Raw genomic sequence first — 14,670 nt, 5'->3', positions numbered from 1 at the left:
TACCGCACTTCCGTCGGATAAATCATAATTACCCATTACCCATTAACCTTCGTGTCCTCGACGACATTTCCGTCTAAGATTTTAATGCGGTGGTCGGTCATATTGACGATTTTTGCATCGTGGGTAGAGAAGATAAAGGTGGTATTAAACTCGCGGCTCATGTCCTTCATCAGTGCAAGAATCTGATCGCCGGTTTTGGAATCGAGGTTTGCAGTGGGTTCGTCGGCAAGCACCAATGCAGGTTTTGTAACCAAGGCACGGGCAATAGCAACGCGCTGCCGCTGACCGCCTGAAAGCTCGTTCGATTTATGGTGCGTCCATTCGCTCAATCCGACCTTTTCAATGAGGTGCTCAATCCATTCCTTACTCTTTTCTTTGCTTTCTTTTGCCTTACCGAACAAAAGGGGAAACTCGATGTTTTCGTATACATCCAAAACAGGAATCAGGTTAAAGGATTGAAAGATAAAGCCCAGATACTCGTGGCGCAGCTGAGTGATCCGCTTGTCGAGCTTCGGCGGAATTTTTAAGCCCTTGTTTTTCCGTTTGGAAAGAGAGGTAAAGTCTTTTTCTTGATAAATTGTTTCTCCGTTTATGATAAGCTCACCGGAGGTCGGCGTATCGATCAAGCCAATCATGTTGAGCGTAGTGGATTTCCCTGAGCCGGACGGTCCGGAAATGGAAACAAATTCCCCGCTATCGATGGAAAAATTAATTCCTTTTACTGCTTCTACCAAAACCTTCCCTAAGGGATAGGTTTTGCGCAAATTCTTAACTTGTACAATGGTCATATATGATCTCCTCGAATTGTAATTACTAAAATAGCATAAAATGAGTGTGATAAGCTAATGCTTTCGACTGCTGATTTTGTAACCGTGTTTTTTATTGATCACCTGTATCGCTTTCCGTTTCAACCGGTATGGGCTTGAGTAATTCAGACAGTTCCGTATGGTATTTTTGTACGAGTTTCAAATCATCCGGATGAATTTCAAGAGGAATAGCCCCATATTCGGAATTCAAAGCGGCATAGGCAATCACCATGATTTGCAATAGTCCTGTTTTTCCGTCGAGCCCATACTTCCGGAAAAGTGCTTGCAGTTTTTTCGGCGTCGGATTCTTTTTCAGGAAAGCCGCCGGATTGGTATCTTCTCCCAGAGCAGCCTGAAAGGATTCAAACCATTGCCTTTCTTTAGAATCCTCGCCGTCCAGAATGGTATTGAGGCTTTCAAGCAGCTTTTCGTGATTTTTGATAAGCCCTTTTACGGCTTTTTCGGTTAAGTACGGTTCTGGCTGCGGTTTTTGCGATTGTGCATACAATCCGGCCATACTCAAAACAACGAGCAGGATCCCTGCTGCAATACTGTTCTTTATCATATTATCTCCTATTTGATTAACTATAGTAAACATAAGAAGGTCGAACACCGTTACGAAAAAATATGTTGTATTCCGTTTTTCATATGCGACGTCTATATGGCGGTGCTGTATTACGGCTTCCGTATTCTTCGAGATATCTAGGATAATAAGTTCGTAATGTGAGGTCAAGTATAACGTCAGAGTAAAATGTTAAAGTAAAAAATGATTCGCGATTTGCGCTAGCGGGTATGATAAACCATTTCCTTACAAAACGAGTCGATGTGCCTGCTGTTTGTAGAGATTCCCTGTATTTATGTTGCTCCGAAACTACCGTCGCAAAACAGGCTACCTTAAAATTTGTTTGCATTTAGCTCTGATAGGGGGTATAATAAAATCATACTATCGGGATGCTTCCAAATTTTTTGGTTTTAAAGCTATCTCGCAGTAATTAAAGGAGGTTCATGATGAAAAAAAATGTATTAAGGCTGTATCTGGATTCAAATTTGCTAAAACGAATTCTCGGTGCGTTGATACTCGGTGCAATTACCGGTATCGTACTCGGTTTTTTCCCCGATGCAGTACAACCGTACGTAACGTATACAAAATTTTTCGGCGATGTATTTATTCGATTGCTGAAAATGATTGTTGTGCCTGTCGTATTATTTTCCATTATTTGCGGTTCGGCTAGTATTGAACCGGCAAAGTTGGGGCGGATCGGCGTAAAAATTATTATCTACTATTTATTAACCAGTGCGCTTGCCGTATTCGTCGGGCTTGTATTTGCCAATCTGTTGCGTCCCGGCTTCGGTTTTTCGGTTATCGGTTCGGCGGCTGCAAAGGCGAAGATCAGTGAAGCACCTGCAATGAATCAAATCCTCTTAAAAATGATCCCCACCAATCCGATGGAAGCCCTTGCGCAAGGGGATATGCTGCCCATTATATTATTTGCAATGTTGTTCGGTTTTGCCGTTTCTTTTGTTCGCGGTTCAAAAGACGAATTGCTTCGAAAAAGCGGCGATACCGTGTTTTTCGGCTGTAATGGAGCGGCAGAGGCAATGTATAAAATCGTCGGCGGAATTATGCAATACGCGCCTATCGGCGTATTCGTTCTAATTTCCATCGTGTTTGCTCAACAGGGACCGCAGGCAATAGGGCCTCTTTTAATGGTAACGCTGTGCGCCTATCTCGGATTTGTCGTACAAACGATTGCAGTGTATGGTGCCATCCTTGCCGCATCAAAGGTTTCTCCGATAACCTTTTTTAAGAAGATTCATGAGATTATGATCACTGCATTTGTAACTCGTTCGTCATCGGGCACGTTGCCGGTTACTATGCGCGTTGCAGAAGAAAATTTGGGGATTCCGCGCAGTATTTCTTCGTTTACGCTGCCACTCGGAGCGACAATTAATATGAACGGTACTGCCATCTATCTCGGCGTTTGCGCGATGTTTATCGGTTATGCAATCGGTTCTCCGTTGAGTCTTTCACAGCAGATTACCGTGGTGCTTACAGCGACACTGGCGGCCGTCGGCACTGCGGGTGTTCCGGGTTCGGGTGCTATTATGCTGCTGATGGTGCTCGACTCCTGCGGTTTAAAACTCACCGAAGGTTCTGCCGTAGCAGCGGCTTACGCCATGATTCTCGGAATAGACGCACTGCTTGATATGGGAAGAACCTGTATCAATGTAACAGGCGATGTGGTCGGTACGCTCATTGTTTCCAAACAGGAGGAAAAATATCAAGCGGTAAACCAAGCGAATAACTAATCTCTCCGGTCAATCAATATAAGGGAATATATAATATAACCTATATCATCAAGTAACGGATGTGTTTTTAAAAAAGGAGCGATTTTCTCCCTTGGCGCGGAGCGTTAGGGGAGAGAGGCTTTATTCCAACTTATATTGCAACAGTAAAATCCGCAGGGCTTCTCGGTTTGCAACGCCGAAATACTTACAGGCTGCCGCCATATCCTTTTTTACGACAGAAGTGCTTACATAATACCGATTGCCCAGTACTTCGTAGGTTTCACCTTGTTTAATCGAACCAAGGATAAATGCGATTTGTCGTTCCGAAAGCTCATAATCCGATAATTTTAAGGTTGAACCTTTAGGCGGCAGCGTAATTGTGGCCATTACCGTTTCCTCCGGCAGCAAAAGATACGAAAGCTTTCCTTCGAGTTTTTGATAAAGCGCGATGCATGCGGTAAGCCCGAATAGCGTCCCTAAAATTTCGAATATAACAAATATAAAGCCGAGGACAGGCCAGATTGTTACAATAACAAGCGCCCAGTAAATGCTGAGCATAATCACTTTTCTTCTGCGGTTGACAGCAAATTCTCCGTTTATAAAGCATAAGACAATCCCTATGCAGAACAGCGAAGTTCCAATGCCTATAAATCCGACAAGAGCAGCATTGCCTGCTTCGGCAAAAAAGACGATATAGGTTAATAGCTTTCTTTCAGGATGGATGATAAGAATAATGGAAAGACACACGCAGAAAGCATTCAGCGCTGCTTTGATGAAGCTCATATACGGTATAACAGATACGTACGGAATAGCTGCTTTGATATTCATTACCATTGCAAAGGTCACCATTCCGGCATTTAAGATATATAACAGACGATTCGAGGTTAGTTTTTTAGTCATAATCGGCGGTACCATATCAGAAATATTGTAAAAATTCTAGACTTTTCCCAATTCATGGTAATTACATCTAACTGCCTTTAAACAATCTCTCTTATTCTGCGATTTTGAGTAATTTGTCTAGTGTGCTTATCCTTCTTTTAAAATAAATTGTGCAAAATTTTATCCAAAATTTTGCACAAAAAGACTGGAATCAACAACTCCGACGCAGAGCGCCGAGATATTAAGCTCTTATATGATTAAAGGTGGTCATAAATTTTACACCTAGCCCTTCCGTTAGCCTTTTAAAAATAGACTGTTAAAAAGCGTACATCCGTGTACGCTTTTTAACGACGAGTTTGCGGTGCAAACTCGCTACTGCTTATAAGCACGAACATCCCTGTTCGTTCTGATACGTTGAATACTAGTTTCAGAAGCGGCACGGATGCCGCTGGTTCCATCAGAAGCGATGTTTCGGCGTGCCGAAACTCGCCATTAATGCGCCCAAGGATGGGCGGGGAATAAGTCAGAAACAAGTTTTGGAACAAAACTTGTCCTCTACTGATGTACATGGACGTACATCGGTAGAGAGGTACAAGGATGTACACTTTTCATGATGCGACAACGTAGATGCCCGCATATTTTTAAAAGGGTTTGTTGCGTATGTAGGCCGGCACATCCAAATCCGTATTAGCGCCGGGGAGCTGCACACGGATAGGCTGGCGTGGAGTTTCGGCCATTGCCGGTTGGGGCGGCGGGGCTGCCGGTATTCCTGCATTCCGCGGGCCGAGACCGGGTAGGGTAGGCTGTTGCGGTGTTTGCAGCTTTGCCCATTCGCTTGCTGAAATAAAATCGTTTTGTAAAAACGACGTATGGAGCGGTTCAGGTTGAGCTGTTGCCCCTGTGGGCTGTCCCTGCTTTTGCATAAGATTCGGAATCGGATCCGTATCGGTTGGGAAACCTGTTGCAATGACCGTTACGGTGATTTTATCTTTCATGGCCTCGTCGGTTTCGTCGACGGTAATACCGTGGATAGTTTCTACATCGGGGTTGGCGTTTGCTGTAACGATTTCCATAATATCGTTGACTTCTATGGTAGAAGGCATCTCCGCTGCGTAGATATTCACCAGTATTCGTGTTGCGCCTTCGATATGCGAATCTTCCAAAAGCGGGTTGTTGATGGCATTGGTTGCCGCATCCACCGCTCGATTTTCTCCCGATCCGGTGCCGACACCCATGAGTGCATCACCCTGACCGGCCATCGTTGAGCGGACATCCGCGAAGTCTATATTGACCAATCCGTTTTTTGTAATAATATCGGCAATGCCTTGTACTGCACGGCGCAGCACGTCATCCGCCATGACGAATGCGTCTTTTATCGTCTGCTTACTGTCTACAAGGTTTAATAAATGCTGATTTGGGATGACGACTAGCGTATCGACGTTTTGGCGAAGTTTTTCAATTCCTGCTTCGGCGGTACGCATCTTTGCACGCCCTTCAAAAGCAAATGGTTTGGTAACGACACCAACCGTTAGGGCACCCTGATCACGGGCTATCTTTGCGATAACCGGCGCCGAACCGGTACCGGTGCCGCCGCCCATGCCGGCGGTGATAAACACCATGTGTGCACCGCGGACTGCATTCGCAATAATTTCGGTATCTTCCATAGCGGCTTTTTCACCTATGTCAGGTTTTCCACCGGCACCGAGTCCTCCGGTTAACTTTGATCCGATCACTAATTTCATCGGTGCTTTTGAATAATTAAGCGCCTGTACGTCGGTATTGGCAACGATAAAATCGACGTACTGTATGTTGCACTCCAACATCCTATTAACTGCATTCGAACCGCCTCCTCCCGCGCCGATTACTTTAATAACGGTGGGATTAACCGGTAACAGTTCATTTTGCTGCATTACTTGGTAATCCATATATGTTCCCTCCCCTTCTATATTAAAATAGATTTTTCCAAAAGTCTTTGAGTTTACCGATAATTTTACCCTGTTCTGCTTCCATTTTTTTCGTTTCTTCACCGGAAGCTGCCCGCTGTTTGTACTGCGATAAAATCAGTCCGAGTACGGCGGCAAATTCGGGACTGCGGTATTCTCCGGTTAAACCGCCGAAGGTTCCCGGAATACCTAATCTGACGGCGGGGGTATCGAAAATTTCGGAAGCAAGCTCCGTAGCACCCTGCATAAGCGAACCGCCGCCGCAGAGGATAACGTTACCTGCAAATCGGTTCGTAGCGATTGCAGGGCTTATTTTATCCTTTACCATCGTAAAAATTTCCGCCATTCGGGCTTGCAGAATATCGCATATATCCGCTTTTTCAATCTGTATCGGTGCCCGTCCGCCCGGAGCGGAAATCAGTACCGATTTATTATCTTCCAAAAGCGGCTGCCAACAGCATCCGTCGGTTATCTTGAGCTTTTCTGCGGTCTCGGTTGAAAGCCCTTTTACAATTGCCAAATCGTTTGTCGCATGACCTCCGCCTACGGGCAGCACGGTCGTAAGTATCGGCGCTCCGCCCGACATCACCACAATATCGGTAGTGCCTCCTCCGATATCGATGAGTACCGATCCGAGATCTTGTTCTTCCTGCGTCATAACGGATTCTACAGCGGCTAACCCGTGATACATCGGTGTGTCAACTTGCAAATTGGCACGCTTCACACAGTCGACGATATTTTTGATGCAGGTAACCGATCCGGTAATAATATGCACCTCCGCTTCGATACGGACACCGATTACGTTGTGCGGATCCGCAATACCGCGCTGATCGTCGACGATATATGATTGAGGAATTACGTGCATGACACGCCTATCCATCGGAATAACAACAGCCTTTGCAGCTTCTATAACGCGGTCGATATCCTGTTGGTCTATTTCCCGATTTCCTTTTCCTTTATCGGTAACGGCGACAATACCGCGGGAATTAAGTCCTTCAATGTGGGTGCCGCCGATTCCCGTAATGCAGTGCGTAATTTCCACGCCGGACATCATCTCTGCGGCTTCCACTGCCTCGTGAATTCCCTGTACGGTTTTTTCGATATTAACGACGGTTCCTTTCCGTAAGCCTTCGGAAATGCCGGTGCCCACGCCGATAATTTGCAGAACGCCTGTTTCCAGTTTTTCAGCGACAACAGCTCTGATTGCGCTGGTACCTATATCCAATCCGACTATGATATCACTCATTGGCTTCACCTCTTAAACGGTAGGAAGCGGTTCCTGCCCGTACATCCAACTCCTCAATCTTTGAACTCAGATCAAGTTCCCGTATGACATCCAACGTTAACATCATATACTGCAATCGATCCTCATTCAATGTACTGTCTGCACGTACTTTAACTTGAGTTCGCACCGGATAGAGGATAAGGTCAAAACCTCCGTATTTTTTCTGTTCAATCTTCATTTCGGAAATTTCGCTGAGTAAGGCCGGATTTTTCTTCTGCAAAAGATCCAGCTGTCTAAATAACGGCACAAGCTGCTTATGCACCTTCATTCCCGCCCGTATAGTTTGAAAAGAGAGACCGCTGATAATGGGTAACTCTTGCGGCTCTTTCTTGGATGCTGCTTTAAACACTGTTCCTGTTCTATCTATTTCCATCGGGATAGTTCGGTCGCCAACAGTTGCGAGTAATACGCCTACCGGCTTCCGTTCGGTTATTTCAATCAGAACCTTGTCCGGATATTTTTTAAGTACGTGTACTTCCGCAACGAGCGGATAACTTGCAATCCGATGCAATAACACATCTTTATCGATCTTTCCCCACTTTTCCGTGCCGGTAATGCCCGCTGCTTTTTTTAGATCCGCTTCGAGAACGGTGTCGATTCCGGAAAACTGTATCTTTGCCGTCGAATTAAAAGGCAAGATAAAAAGATAATAAACGGAGTCACCCGCCAAAAATAACAACATCACTAAAATGATAATTTTAAGGAGCTGCTTCCCTTTTGTTTTTTTAACGGTTTGAGGTGATTGCTGCAATTCTGTGTAAGCATGGTTTTGTAAACCGATAATATCAGACATGTGAGACGCTCCTTTTTGAATAGCTTGAAACATTGATAATCAGTCCGCATAGGCAAAGACTGGTAATGAGTGAAGATCCTCCGAATGAGAAAAAGGGGAGTGGAATACCGGTTGCGGGCAGTAGGCGGACAACGACTCCTAAGTTTAAAAAAGATTGAAGGACGATTGAGGAGGCTGCTCCGAAGGCAATATAGCAGCCGAACCTGTTCTTACAGGAAAATGCAATTAAATAACCTACTGCAGTAAAGGTAAGCAAAAGTACAAGATATCCGCATACGCCTAAAAAACCCATTTCCTCCGCCCATGCGACAAAAATAAAATCGGAGTATATTTCGGGGACACTTGAAATTTTATGTACGCCGTTCCCTATTCCCGTACCGTAAAGGCCGCTGCCGGCAAGTGCTTCGAGGGCTGCATTGATTTGATACCCTGTATCGAGTGGATCGCTATCGGGGGAAATAAAAGAGAGCACGCGCTTCATCCGGTAGGTGGAGGTAGCAACCATAAGTACCGCACAAGGGATGGTAATAATCAGTCCTTTAAGGAACCAAAGCAGCGATCCTCCTGCAGCAAAAAACATGACCATGAATATAAGTATTAGAAAAATTGCACTAGAAAAATCGTTTTCAAGGTATACTAGCAATACGAATATCGATGTAATAAAAAAAGGCGGCAGTATGGCAATCAGCGGTACATCCAATTGATCAGCTTTTTTATCGAAGAAATTTGCAAGAAAGATAATGAGCAGAAGCTTGATAAATTCCGATGGTTGTAAACTAAAACCACCGATAGAGATCCAGCGATTAGCACCATTCCGCGGCGAAGCAATGCCGGGAATAAACGGGAGCAACAGGAAGATAAAACCGGCTATCAGTAGATAGGGGAGTAATTTTCGCAAATGGTCAAAACTGAAAAATGAAAAAAAAATGAGACCGATGCAGCCTACAAGAAGATTACGGAATTGCCGGACAACGAAATAAGATGGGTCATCAAAAAAACGTTCGGCGTAATGCAGGGAGCCCGAATAGAGTACCGCAATTCCGACTCCAACCATGATGAGCACAAGCAGGATAAAAGTAAAGCTGTATCGGTCGCGATTGATGTTCTTTTCAACGGTGATAGTATGCTGTGTCATACCCGCTCCTTTTGCAGAATAGATTCAAACTGCTCCAGTTGAAGGCTTCGGGATCCCTTTAGAAACACAAAATCGTTCCGTTTTAATAGACTATCTAAGGTATCGCGGAGTTTATTTGCATCGGATTCTCTAAAGCAGAAAAAAGGCTTATTTGAAGTTTTATTTTGTTCGACGGCTGCTTTACACATCTCTTCACCGAAAAAAAATAACGCATCGGCATCGGAGGCAAAAGCTGCCGCACATACGGCGCGATGTGCTTCCGCTGATTTTGCACCCAGTTCTTTCATCGAGGCAAGTACATAAATCTTCTTGCCGTTTACTGCAATATTCGCACACAGTGCAAGCCCCGCATTCATAGAATCGGGATTGGCGTTATAGCAATCGAGCAGGTAGGTTACCGATCCGCGGATAATTTGCGACCTTCCAAATAGTGCCTGCATGTTTTCGATGCCTGCTTTTATTGATCGCAGCGGGATATTGCAGTATTCCGCAACGGCAATCGCGGCAAAGGCATTTTGTACGTTATGGATTCCCGGGAGTGGTAAACGGATGTTTTCTCCCTTATACCGGATCTCTGTACCTGAAAGCCCTTCGAGGGTATAGGCGTCGGGAGCTGCACTGTAGGTAAAGGTTTTCCCGTGCGGTACTTCTTGTAAGAAAGCCGTATATTCGTCCTTATCGGGGACAAAGCCGACTGAGTTTTCATCAAAACAGGAAAATATTTGTTTTTTCTCGTGAGCAATGGCATCTTTGGAACCGAGCATCCCGATATGCGCGGTGCCGATATTGGTGATAACGGCAATGTTCGGTTTCAGGACTGCGGCAAGCTCCGCAATTTCTCCCTTCCGGTTCATACCAAGCTCAAAAATGCCCACTTCATGTTCTTTCGTTACGGTGAACACCGAGAGCGGCAGTCCTGTTTCCGAATTGAGGTTACCCTCATTTTTTACAGTGCGGTATTCCTGTGCAAAGATAGAGGCAAGCAGTTCTTTCGTCGTTGTTTTACCGTTTGAACCGGTTACTCCGATTTTAAGAAGCTGTGGAAATCGCTCCAGATAAGCGGCGGCGGCGTCCTGCAATGCCTTCAGCGTATGTTCAACGCGGATACAGGAGGCTTCATATCTTTTGCAGAGAGCAATAATATGCTGAGTGTTATCGTGGACGTCGAGGTGTGCTGCGTCGGCAATAATACAATCTGCTCCTTGCCGCAGGGCATGTTCGATATAACGGTGCCCGTCTTGCTGTGTACCTCGCAGCGGAATAAAAAGGGCATGGGGATTCACAGTTCTGCTGTCTGTCGTAACGGAATCGAAGCCCGCATAAGGAGAATAATTGCAAATGAATGTGCCTGCGACTGCCGTGCAGAGAGCCTCCCAACCCAATAACATGGAGCTATCCCTTCTTTTCCTTATCCAAGGAGACGCGGATAATCTGCGAGGAATCTGCTTTGTGCATATCCAATTCTTCGACGGCAATTTTTTCTATCCGCTGCGGTTTTGAGAGGATGGAAATAGCCGAAATCTTCCGTTTATTTTCTGCAATCAGGCGATTCTGCTCATCGTTATATGCGTTTACCTCACGTTCCAGTGTATTGTAGACCTGCGATTGTTTGACGGTTAAGAAAAATAAACAAGGAATACTCACGGTAAGGATGAATGCTAACAAGTGCTTCATAGCGGTTATGACCTCCTCAAAGAGAGCTTTTTTATAACACGAAGCCGGGCGCTGCGGGACGGTGCGTTACCGGCTGTCTCTTCGGCAGAGGGGCCGACCGGTTTTTTCGTAAGCAAAGCTGCACGGGGCACGCCTCCACATGTACATATCGGCATTTCAGGCGGGCAAATACAGCTTTTTGCAAGGTCTCTAAAAAAATTTTTAACGATACGATCTTCCAGCGAGTGAAAAGAGATAACGCCCATTTTGCCCTCTGCCGCAAGGCATGCAAAGGCTTTTTCCAACAGGCGCGGCAGCCGGTCAAGCTCGCTGTTCACGGCAATCCGTAGGGCTTGGAACGTCTTGGTTGCCGGATGTATGGGGCCGTGTCTGAAGCGGACGGGAACCGCATGGAATACGGTTTCGCTTAACTGTCGCGCTTCCGTAAAGGGACGGTTTTCCCGTTCCGCGACAATAGCACGAGCGATCGGCCGCGAAAACCGTTCTTCCGCATAGAGGTACAGTAGATCCGCGAGTTTTTTTTCGCTGTAGGTGTTTACAATGTCGGCGGCTGTTAGCGATTCATTCGGGTTGATACGCATATCGAGCGGTTCGGCGGCGCTGAATGAAAAACCGCGCTTTGATTCCATATAATGGAAAAGAGAAATACCGAGATCAAATAATATGAGCGATGGGGCAGGTGTATTTTGAGGATAAGCATCGAAAAAAGCATCCGACCAGCCTAAAAAAAATTGCATACGTTCGCCGAATGGGGCAAGCCGTACTTTTGCCTTTGCTTGAATGGCAGGGTCGGCATCGATACCGATAACTTTTAACTGTGGAAAGTGAGTTAAAAAGGCCTCACTGTGGCCGCCTTCGCCTAATGTTCCGTCGATAAGAAGCGGATCGGATGTTTCCGGAGCAAGTAATTCCAGGCATTCTTGTAATAAAACCGGTGTGTGTATAAAGTTCATACATGTTAAAAACGAATAAGCCCCAAGTCCTCGCTCGCTTGATGGAAATCCGCCTCGCTTCCCTCCAGATAAGCCCGATATTCAGCCGCATCCCATAATTCAAGATAACGGTTGATGCCCAATAGCACGCAGTCTTTTTTCGAGCTGCGCGTATTCACGTAAACTTTGGGGTATTGAAACACGTCCCGCCTTATCAATGTCTATTTCCTGCGCCGGAGCGATAAGTCTGCGCAGGACAAGACGGGAGTTTGCCTGAAACAATGAAGCGGATTGCATAACTTTTTCGGATAGCAATGCCCATTCTTCAGGAGGAAATATCCATAGACAGCGGTCAATTCCCCGGGTAATCACAATCTGAGAGCCCGGCAGTAAACAGCGTAGTTTTGCAGGAAACATAATACGCCCTTTTTCATCAAGCGTGTTATTATACTCTCCCGAGAACGCACTTTTTTTCCACTTTTATCTACTTTCCTCCACTTTTACCCACCTTTCTTCATTTTACCGGTAAAATAATAAATGTCAATGCTTTTTTTGCCGATATTATGCAGCAAATGTATCAGACATTTTTTTATATCCTCGCGGAAAAATTGAGACTATTCGACCAGAGTTGAACCTTTTCCCTGATTAAATCCTCTAGTAGGAAGTGCAAAAAAACGTTATTTTATCGATAGGAGGATTGTATGATAGCTTTTAAATATGTGAAAAAAATTACACTGCTCTTGCTGTTGAGCATCGCGCTTACAGCCTGTACGACTACGGGACAGGGTAAGCGGCCGTCAGAATTATCGAGGCCGGTACTGATAGAGCGCCCCGAACGTTTTTTTTGGGAGATAAGGGGTAATAAGGGCTCCGTCTATGTACTCGGAACTATTCATGTTGCCGATAAAAGTTTTTATCCGCTTGAAAAGAATGTGCTGCGTGCCTTCGATAAAGCCGACCGGTTGGTGAGTGAGCTCGGTGGTATGGCCGAAATGGAAGCTCTCGTCGGTGAGATGCAAACCGTTATTATGAAAAATATGAATACCGACCCCAAAAAGAGTTTACTTAATGTCTTATCAGAGGATGAACTTGTTTTTCTGTATGAAATGATCGGTGATGATACGGTACATCAGTTTGCCTTATTTAATCCGTGGGTATTAAATACGGTACTGGCGCAGTTATTGACGATTAAGGCTGGTTTGCTGCCTGGAGACGGTATCGATATGTATTTGATGCAGCGGGCTGAAAATAAAAAAATCGAGGCGCTCGATACGGTAGAACAGCAACTCGCAGCGTTATCGTACGGTACTTTTGACGATCAGCTTGCTATATTAAAGGATTCTATACAAGCGTTGCGAGATATTGATAAGAGTACGGAAGCGATGCATAAAATTCGGGATCTTTATCTAAGCAATAATCGAAAAGAGCTCTCATCCCTGCTTGTCGAATTACTCTTGGAAGTACCGTCTTCTTTCTCTGAAAAGAAAGCGCAAGCCTATATTGATGCACTGTTGACCGATCGGAATCGAATATGGGCGCAGAAATTCGACGAGTACTTGCACGAAGGTGGCAATACGTTTGTCTTTGCAGGTAGTGCGCACTTCCTTGGAAAGTCAAGTGTTTTTGAAATTATGCGGCAGAAGAATATGCTTGAGTAAAGCGACAGTGCCGCTTTAACAGTTGAAAACCTCTAAAATCTCTCGTCCTTAGATGAGCCGACTATTCCTTCTTGCCGAAGCCATACTCGTCCCGTTCGGGAGGTGTGTACCAATCAACGGCAAACCAAAGGTTGGGGTCGGCAAGGTCTTGTGCAATTTTTCCGAGTGCGACCTTTGCCGTCGTTTCTGCGATAAGATAGCGTTTGCCGTTGTGCGTAAAGCGGGCGCCTTCTCCGGTGCAGTCTACGGCGGCAACCGCATGGCTTTGTCCGGGAGCAATCATCAAGATTGAATCGATGTTGAAATGCTGCAATATCACCGCCATCAACAGCGCACGGCTGTCGCAATCGCCGCTCTGATCGGTACACACAGCCGGTATGTTTAAAAAGTCAGCCCCGTTTTCATCTCGCTTGTAGGTAAAGTTTTGCATCCATGCAAGCAAAGAAGCGGCAACGGCTTCTGCCGAAGGCATTTTCCCTTCTTTACTCACCTCGATTAATTCCTTTTCCAGCATCAGCGAAAGATGGCGGCAGCGAGCAATACTGTCGCGATAAATCATCCGGTAATAGCGCTGCCATGCTTTTTGCTGCAGCGGGGAATTGAGGTAGCGTGTCAGCAGGGCAAATTCGCGGTCTATTACTGCCTGGTTCGCTTCGGAATCGGAGCGGTCAAAATGCACGAGAAGTTTTTTTCCATTAAAGAGCACTTCTTTTTTTACCGTTCCTTCTTTGGGATAAACGGCCTGAATCATCGGGCCGGGTTCAAAAAAGGACTGACGGCTGATGAACACCGCATCCAAGCAGGAAATCATCATCGGCTCATATTCCTGCGCTTTTGCCGCCTGTGTTGTTGTTAAGACAACCAGCCATCCCTTTTGTTCGGCGAGCGGCTGCACCAAAAGCCACCCCGCCTGTTTTTGGTTTTGCTGTGTAAATTGAAGGTTTGCAACGAGTGCGGGGTTGCCCTGCATCAAAAATTGTATCGCCTTTTTCTGCGCTTTCAGTTGAGAAAAAATATGCTCTGCCGCAGCGGTTACCGTACCGAACTGCTGATACGGGTAGAGTGCGACCTGTAAGCCGACGGGGATAATTGTATTTTGATAAAGATAACGGGAATTATCCCGGGAATTCACCTGTCTGAATCCTTCCGGTAAATCCAATGTATAGCCTAATGAAGGATTGCTGATCAGTTCCGCCCGCAGCGGATGGCCGATACAAAACGATAAAAGAATGAAACATAACAAGTGCTGAATTTTTTTCCGATTCATCATATACTC

At 45.6% G+C, this 14,670-nt stretch carries 13 protein-coding genes and 1 pseudogene; 2 read left to right on the top strand and 12 right to left on the bottom strand.

Annotated elements, in window-relative coordinates; all coding sequences use genetic code 11:
• Positions 1-35: 35 nt before the first annotated feature.
• Both GWP43_RS09035 and GWP43_RS09030 read right to left on the bottom strand, forming a co-directional pair.
• The gene (locus GWP43_RS09035; protein WP_162663878.1) at positions 36-788 is read right to left on the bottom strand and encodes an ABC transporter ATP-binding protein; all 753 of its coding nucleotides are present in this window, start codon (positions 786-788) and stop codon (positions 36-38) included.
• Between the two features lie 91 nt (positions 789-879).
• Entirely contained in the window at positions 880-1,371 is a 492-nt protein-coding gene (locus GWP43_RS09030; RefSeq protein WP_162663877.1) for a hypothetical protein, read from the bottom strand.
• A gap of 443 nt (positions 1,372-1,814) precedes the next feature.
• On the opposite strand from GWP43_RS09030, the gene GWP43_RS09025 reads away from it, so the two are divergent.
• On the top strand, positions 1,815-3,116 hold the full coding sequence (locus GWP43_RS09025) for a dicarboxylate/amino acid:cation symporter (protein ID WP_230977638.1): 1,302 nt from the start codon (positions 1,815-1,817) through the stop codon (positions 3,114-3,116).
• 120 nt (positions 3,117-3,236) lie between these two features.
• Here GWP43_RS09025 and GWP43_RS09020 read toward each other — a convergent pair whose 3' ends face one another.
• The 9 genes and pseudogenes from GWP43_RS09020 to mraZ form a co-directional block, all read right to left on the bottom strand.
• The gene (locus GWP43_RS09020; RefSeq protein ID WP_230977637.1) at positions 3,237-3,995 is read right to left on the bottom strand and encodes a hypothetical protein; all 759 of its coding nucleotides are present in this window, start codon (positions 3,993-3,995) and stop codon (positions 3,237-3,239) included.
• 620 nt (positions 3,996-4,615) lie between these two features.
• Positions 4,616-5,899, bottom strand: a complete 1,284-nt coding sequence (gene ftsZ, locus GWP43_RS09015; RefSeq protein WP_162663874.1) for a cell division protein FtsZ — start codon at positions 5,897-5,899, stop codon at positions 4,616-4,618.
• A gap of 22 nt (positions 5,900-5,921) precedes the next feature.
• Positions 5,922-7,163 (bottom strand): cell division protein FtsA, encoded by a 1,242-nt coding sequence (gene ftsA, locus GWP43_RS09010; protein ID WP_162663873.1) that lies wholly within the window; start codon positions 7,161-7,163, stop codon positions 5,922-5,924.
• Positions 7,156-7,995, bottom strand: coding sequence for a cell division protein FtsQ/DivIB (locus tag GWP43_RS09005; protein WP_162663872.1), 840 nt, complete (start codon positions 7,993-7,995; stop codon positions 7,156-7,158). Before GWP43_RS09005 ends, ftsA begins: the two co-directional genes overlap by 8 nt.
• On the bottom strand, positions 7,988-9,130 hold the full coding sequence (gene ftsW, locus GWP43_RS09000; RefSeq protein WP_162663871.1) for a putative lipid II flippase FtsW: 1,143 nt from the start codon (positions 9,128-9,130) through the stop codon (positions 7,988-7,990). Before ftsW ends, GWP43_RS09005 begins: the two co-directional genes overlap by 8 nt.
• Positions 9,127-10,518, bottom strand: a complete 1,392-nt coding sequence (locus GWP43_RS08995; RefSeq protein WP_162663870.1) for a UDP-N-acetylmuramoyl-tripeptide--D-alanyl-D-alanine ligase — start codon at positions 10,516-10,518, stop codon at positions 9,127-9,129. Before GWP43_RS08995 ends, ftsW begins: the two co-directional genes overlap by 4 nt.
• A gap of 4 nt (positions 10,519-10,522) precedes the next feature.
• On the bottom strand, positions 10,523-10,804 hold the full coding sequence (locus GWP43_RS08990; RefSeq protein ID WP_162663869.1) for an FtsB/FtsL family cell division protein: 282 nt from the start codon (positions 10,802-10,804) through the stop codon (positions 10,523-10,525).
• A 5-nt stretch (positions 10,805-10,809) separates the two neighbouring features.
• Entirely contained in the window at positions 10,810-11,757 is a 948-nt protein-coding gene (rsmH, locus tag GWP43_RS08985; RefSeq protein ID WP_162663868.1) for a 16S rRNA (cytosine(1402)-N(4))-methyltransferase RsmH, read from the bottom strand.
• Between the two features lie 5 nt (positions 11,758-11,762).
• Positions 11,763-12,153: pseudogene (gene mraZ / locus GWP43_RS08980) on the bottom strand (division/cell wall cluster transcriptional repressor MraZ).
• 284 nt (positions 12,154-12,437) lie between these two features.
• Between mraZ and GWP43_RS08975 the strand changes: the two are divergent.
• On the top strand, positions 12,438-13,394 hold the full coding sequence (locus GWP43_RS08975; RefSeq protein WP_162663867.1) for a TraB/GumN family protein: 957 nt from the start codon (positions 12,438-12,440) through the stop codon (positions 13,392-13,394).
• Positions 13,395-13,455: 61 nt separating this feature from the next.
• Here the strand turns inward: GWP43_RS08975 and GWP43_RS08970 are convergent, their stop codons facing one another.
• Positions 13,456-14,664: a hypothetical protein gene (locus GWP43_RS08970; protein ID WP_230977636.1), complete on the bottom strand. Its 1,209-nt coding sequence runs from the start codon at positions 14,662-14,664 to the stop codon at positions 13,456-13,458.
• Between the last annotated feature and the right edge of the window lie 6 nt (positions 14,665-14,670).

Origin of the sequence: Treponema vincentii (assembly GCF_010365865.1) — a bacterium.
Taxonomy (GTDB): Bacteria; Spirochaetota; Spirochaetia; order Treponematales; family Treponemataceae; genus Treponema.
Note: the sequence above shows the minus strand (reverse complement) of the source record. Positions and strands in the feature narration are given on the sequence as shown.

Bases quoted from the DNA above. Each gene is read 5' to 3' on its own strand.
- ftsW (WP_162663871.1), bottom strand. From the start codon at position 9,130: ATGACACAGCATACTATCACCGTTGAAAAGAACATCAATCGCGACCGA.
- GWP43_RS09005 (WP_162663872.1), bottom strand. From the start codon at position 7,995: ATGTCTGATATTATCGGTTTACAAAACCATGCTTACACAGAATTGCAG.
- GWP43_RS08990 (WP_162663869.1), bottom strand. From the start codon at position 10,804: ATGAAGCACTTGTTAGCATTCATCCTTACCGTGAGTATTCCTTGTTTA.
- ftsA (WP_162663873.1), bottom strand. From the start codon at position 7,163: ATGAGTGATATCATAGTCGGATTGGATATAGGTACCAGCGCAATCAGA.
- GWP43_RS08970 (WP_230977636.1), bottom strand. From the start codon at position 14,664: ATGATGAATCGGAAAAAAATTCAGCACTTGTTATGTTTCATTCTTTTA.
- GWP43_RS09025 (WP_230977638.1), top strand. From the start codon at position 1,815: ATGAAAAAAAATGTATTAAGGCTGTATCTGGATTCAAATTTGCTAAAA.
- ftsZ (WP_162663874.1), bottom strand. From the start codon at position 5,899: ATGGATTACCAAGTAATGCAGCAAAATGAACTGTTACCGGTTAATCCC.
- GWP43_RS09030 (WP_162663877.1), bottom strand. From the start codon at position 1,371: ATGATAAAGAACAGTATTGCAGCAGGGATCCTGCTCGTTGTTTTGAGT.
- GWP43_RS09020 (WP_230977637.1), bottom strand. From the start codon at position 3,995: ATGACTAAAAAACTAACCTCGAATCGTCTGTTATATATCTTAAATGCC.
- GWP43_RS09035 (WP_162663878.1), bottom strand. From the start codon at position 788: ATGACCATTGTACAAGTTAAGAATTTGCGCAAAACCTATCCCTTAGGG.
- GWP43_RS08975 (WP_162663867.1), top strand. From the start codon at position 12,438: ATGATAGCTTTTAAATATGTGAAAAAAATTACACTGCTCTTGCTGTTG.
- rsmH (WP_162663868.1), bottom strand. From the start codon at position 11,757: ATGAACTTTATACACACACCGGTTTTATTACAAGAATGCCTGGAATTA.
- GWP43_RS08995 (WP_162663870.1), bottom strand. From the start codon at position 10,518: ATGTTATTGGGTTGGGAGGCTCTCTGCACGGCAGTCGCAGGCACATTC.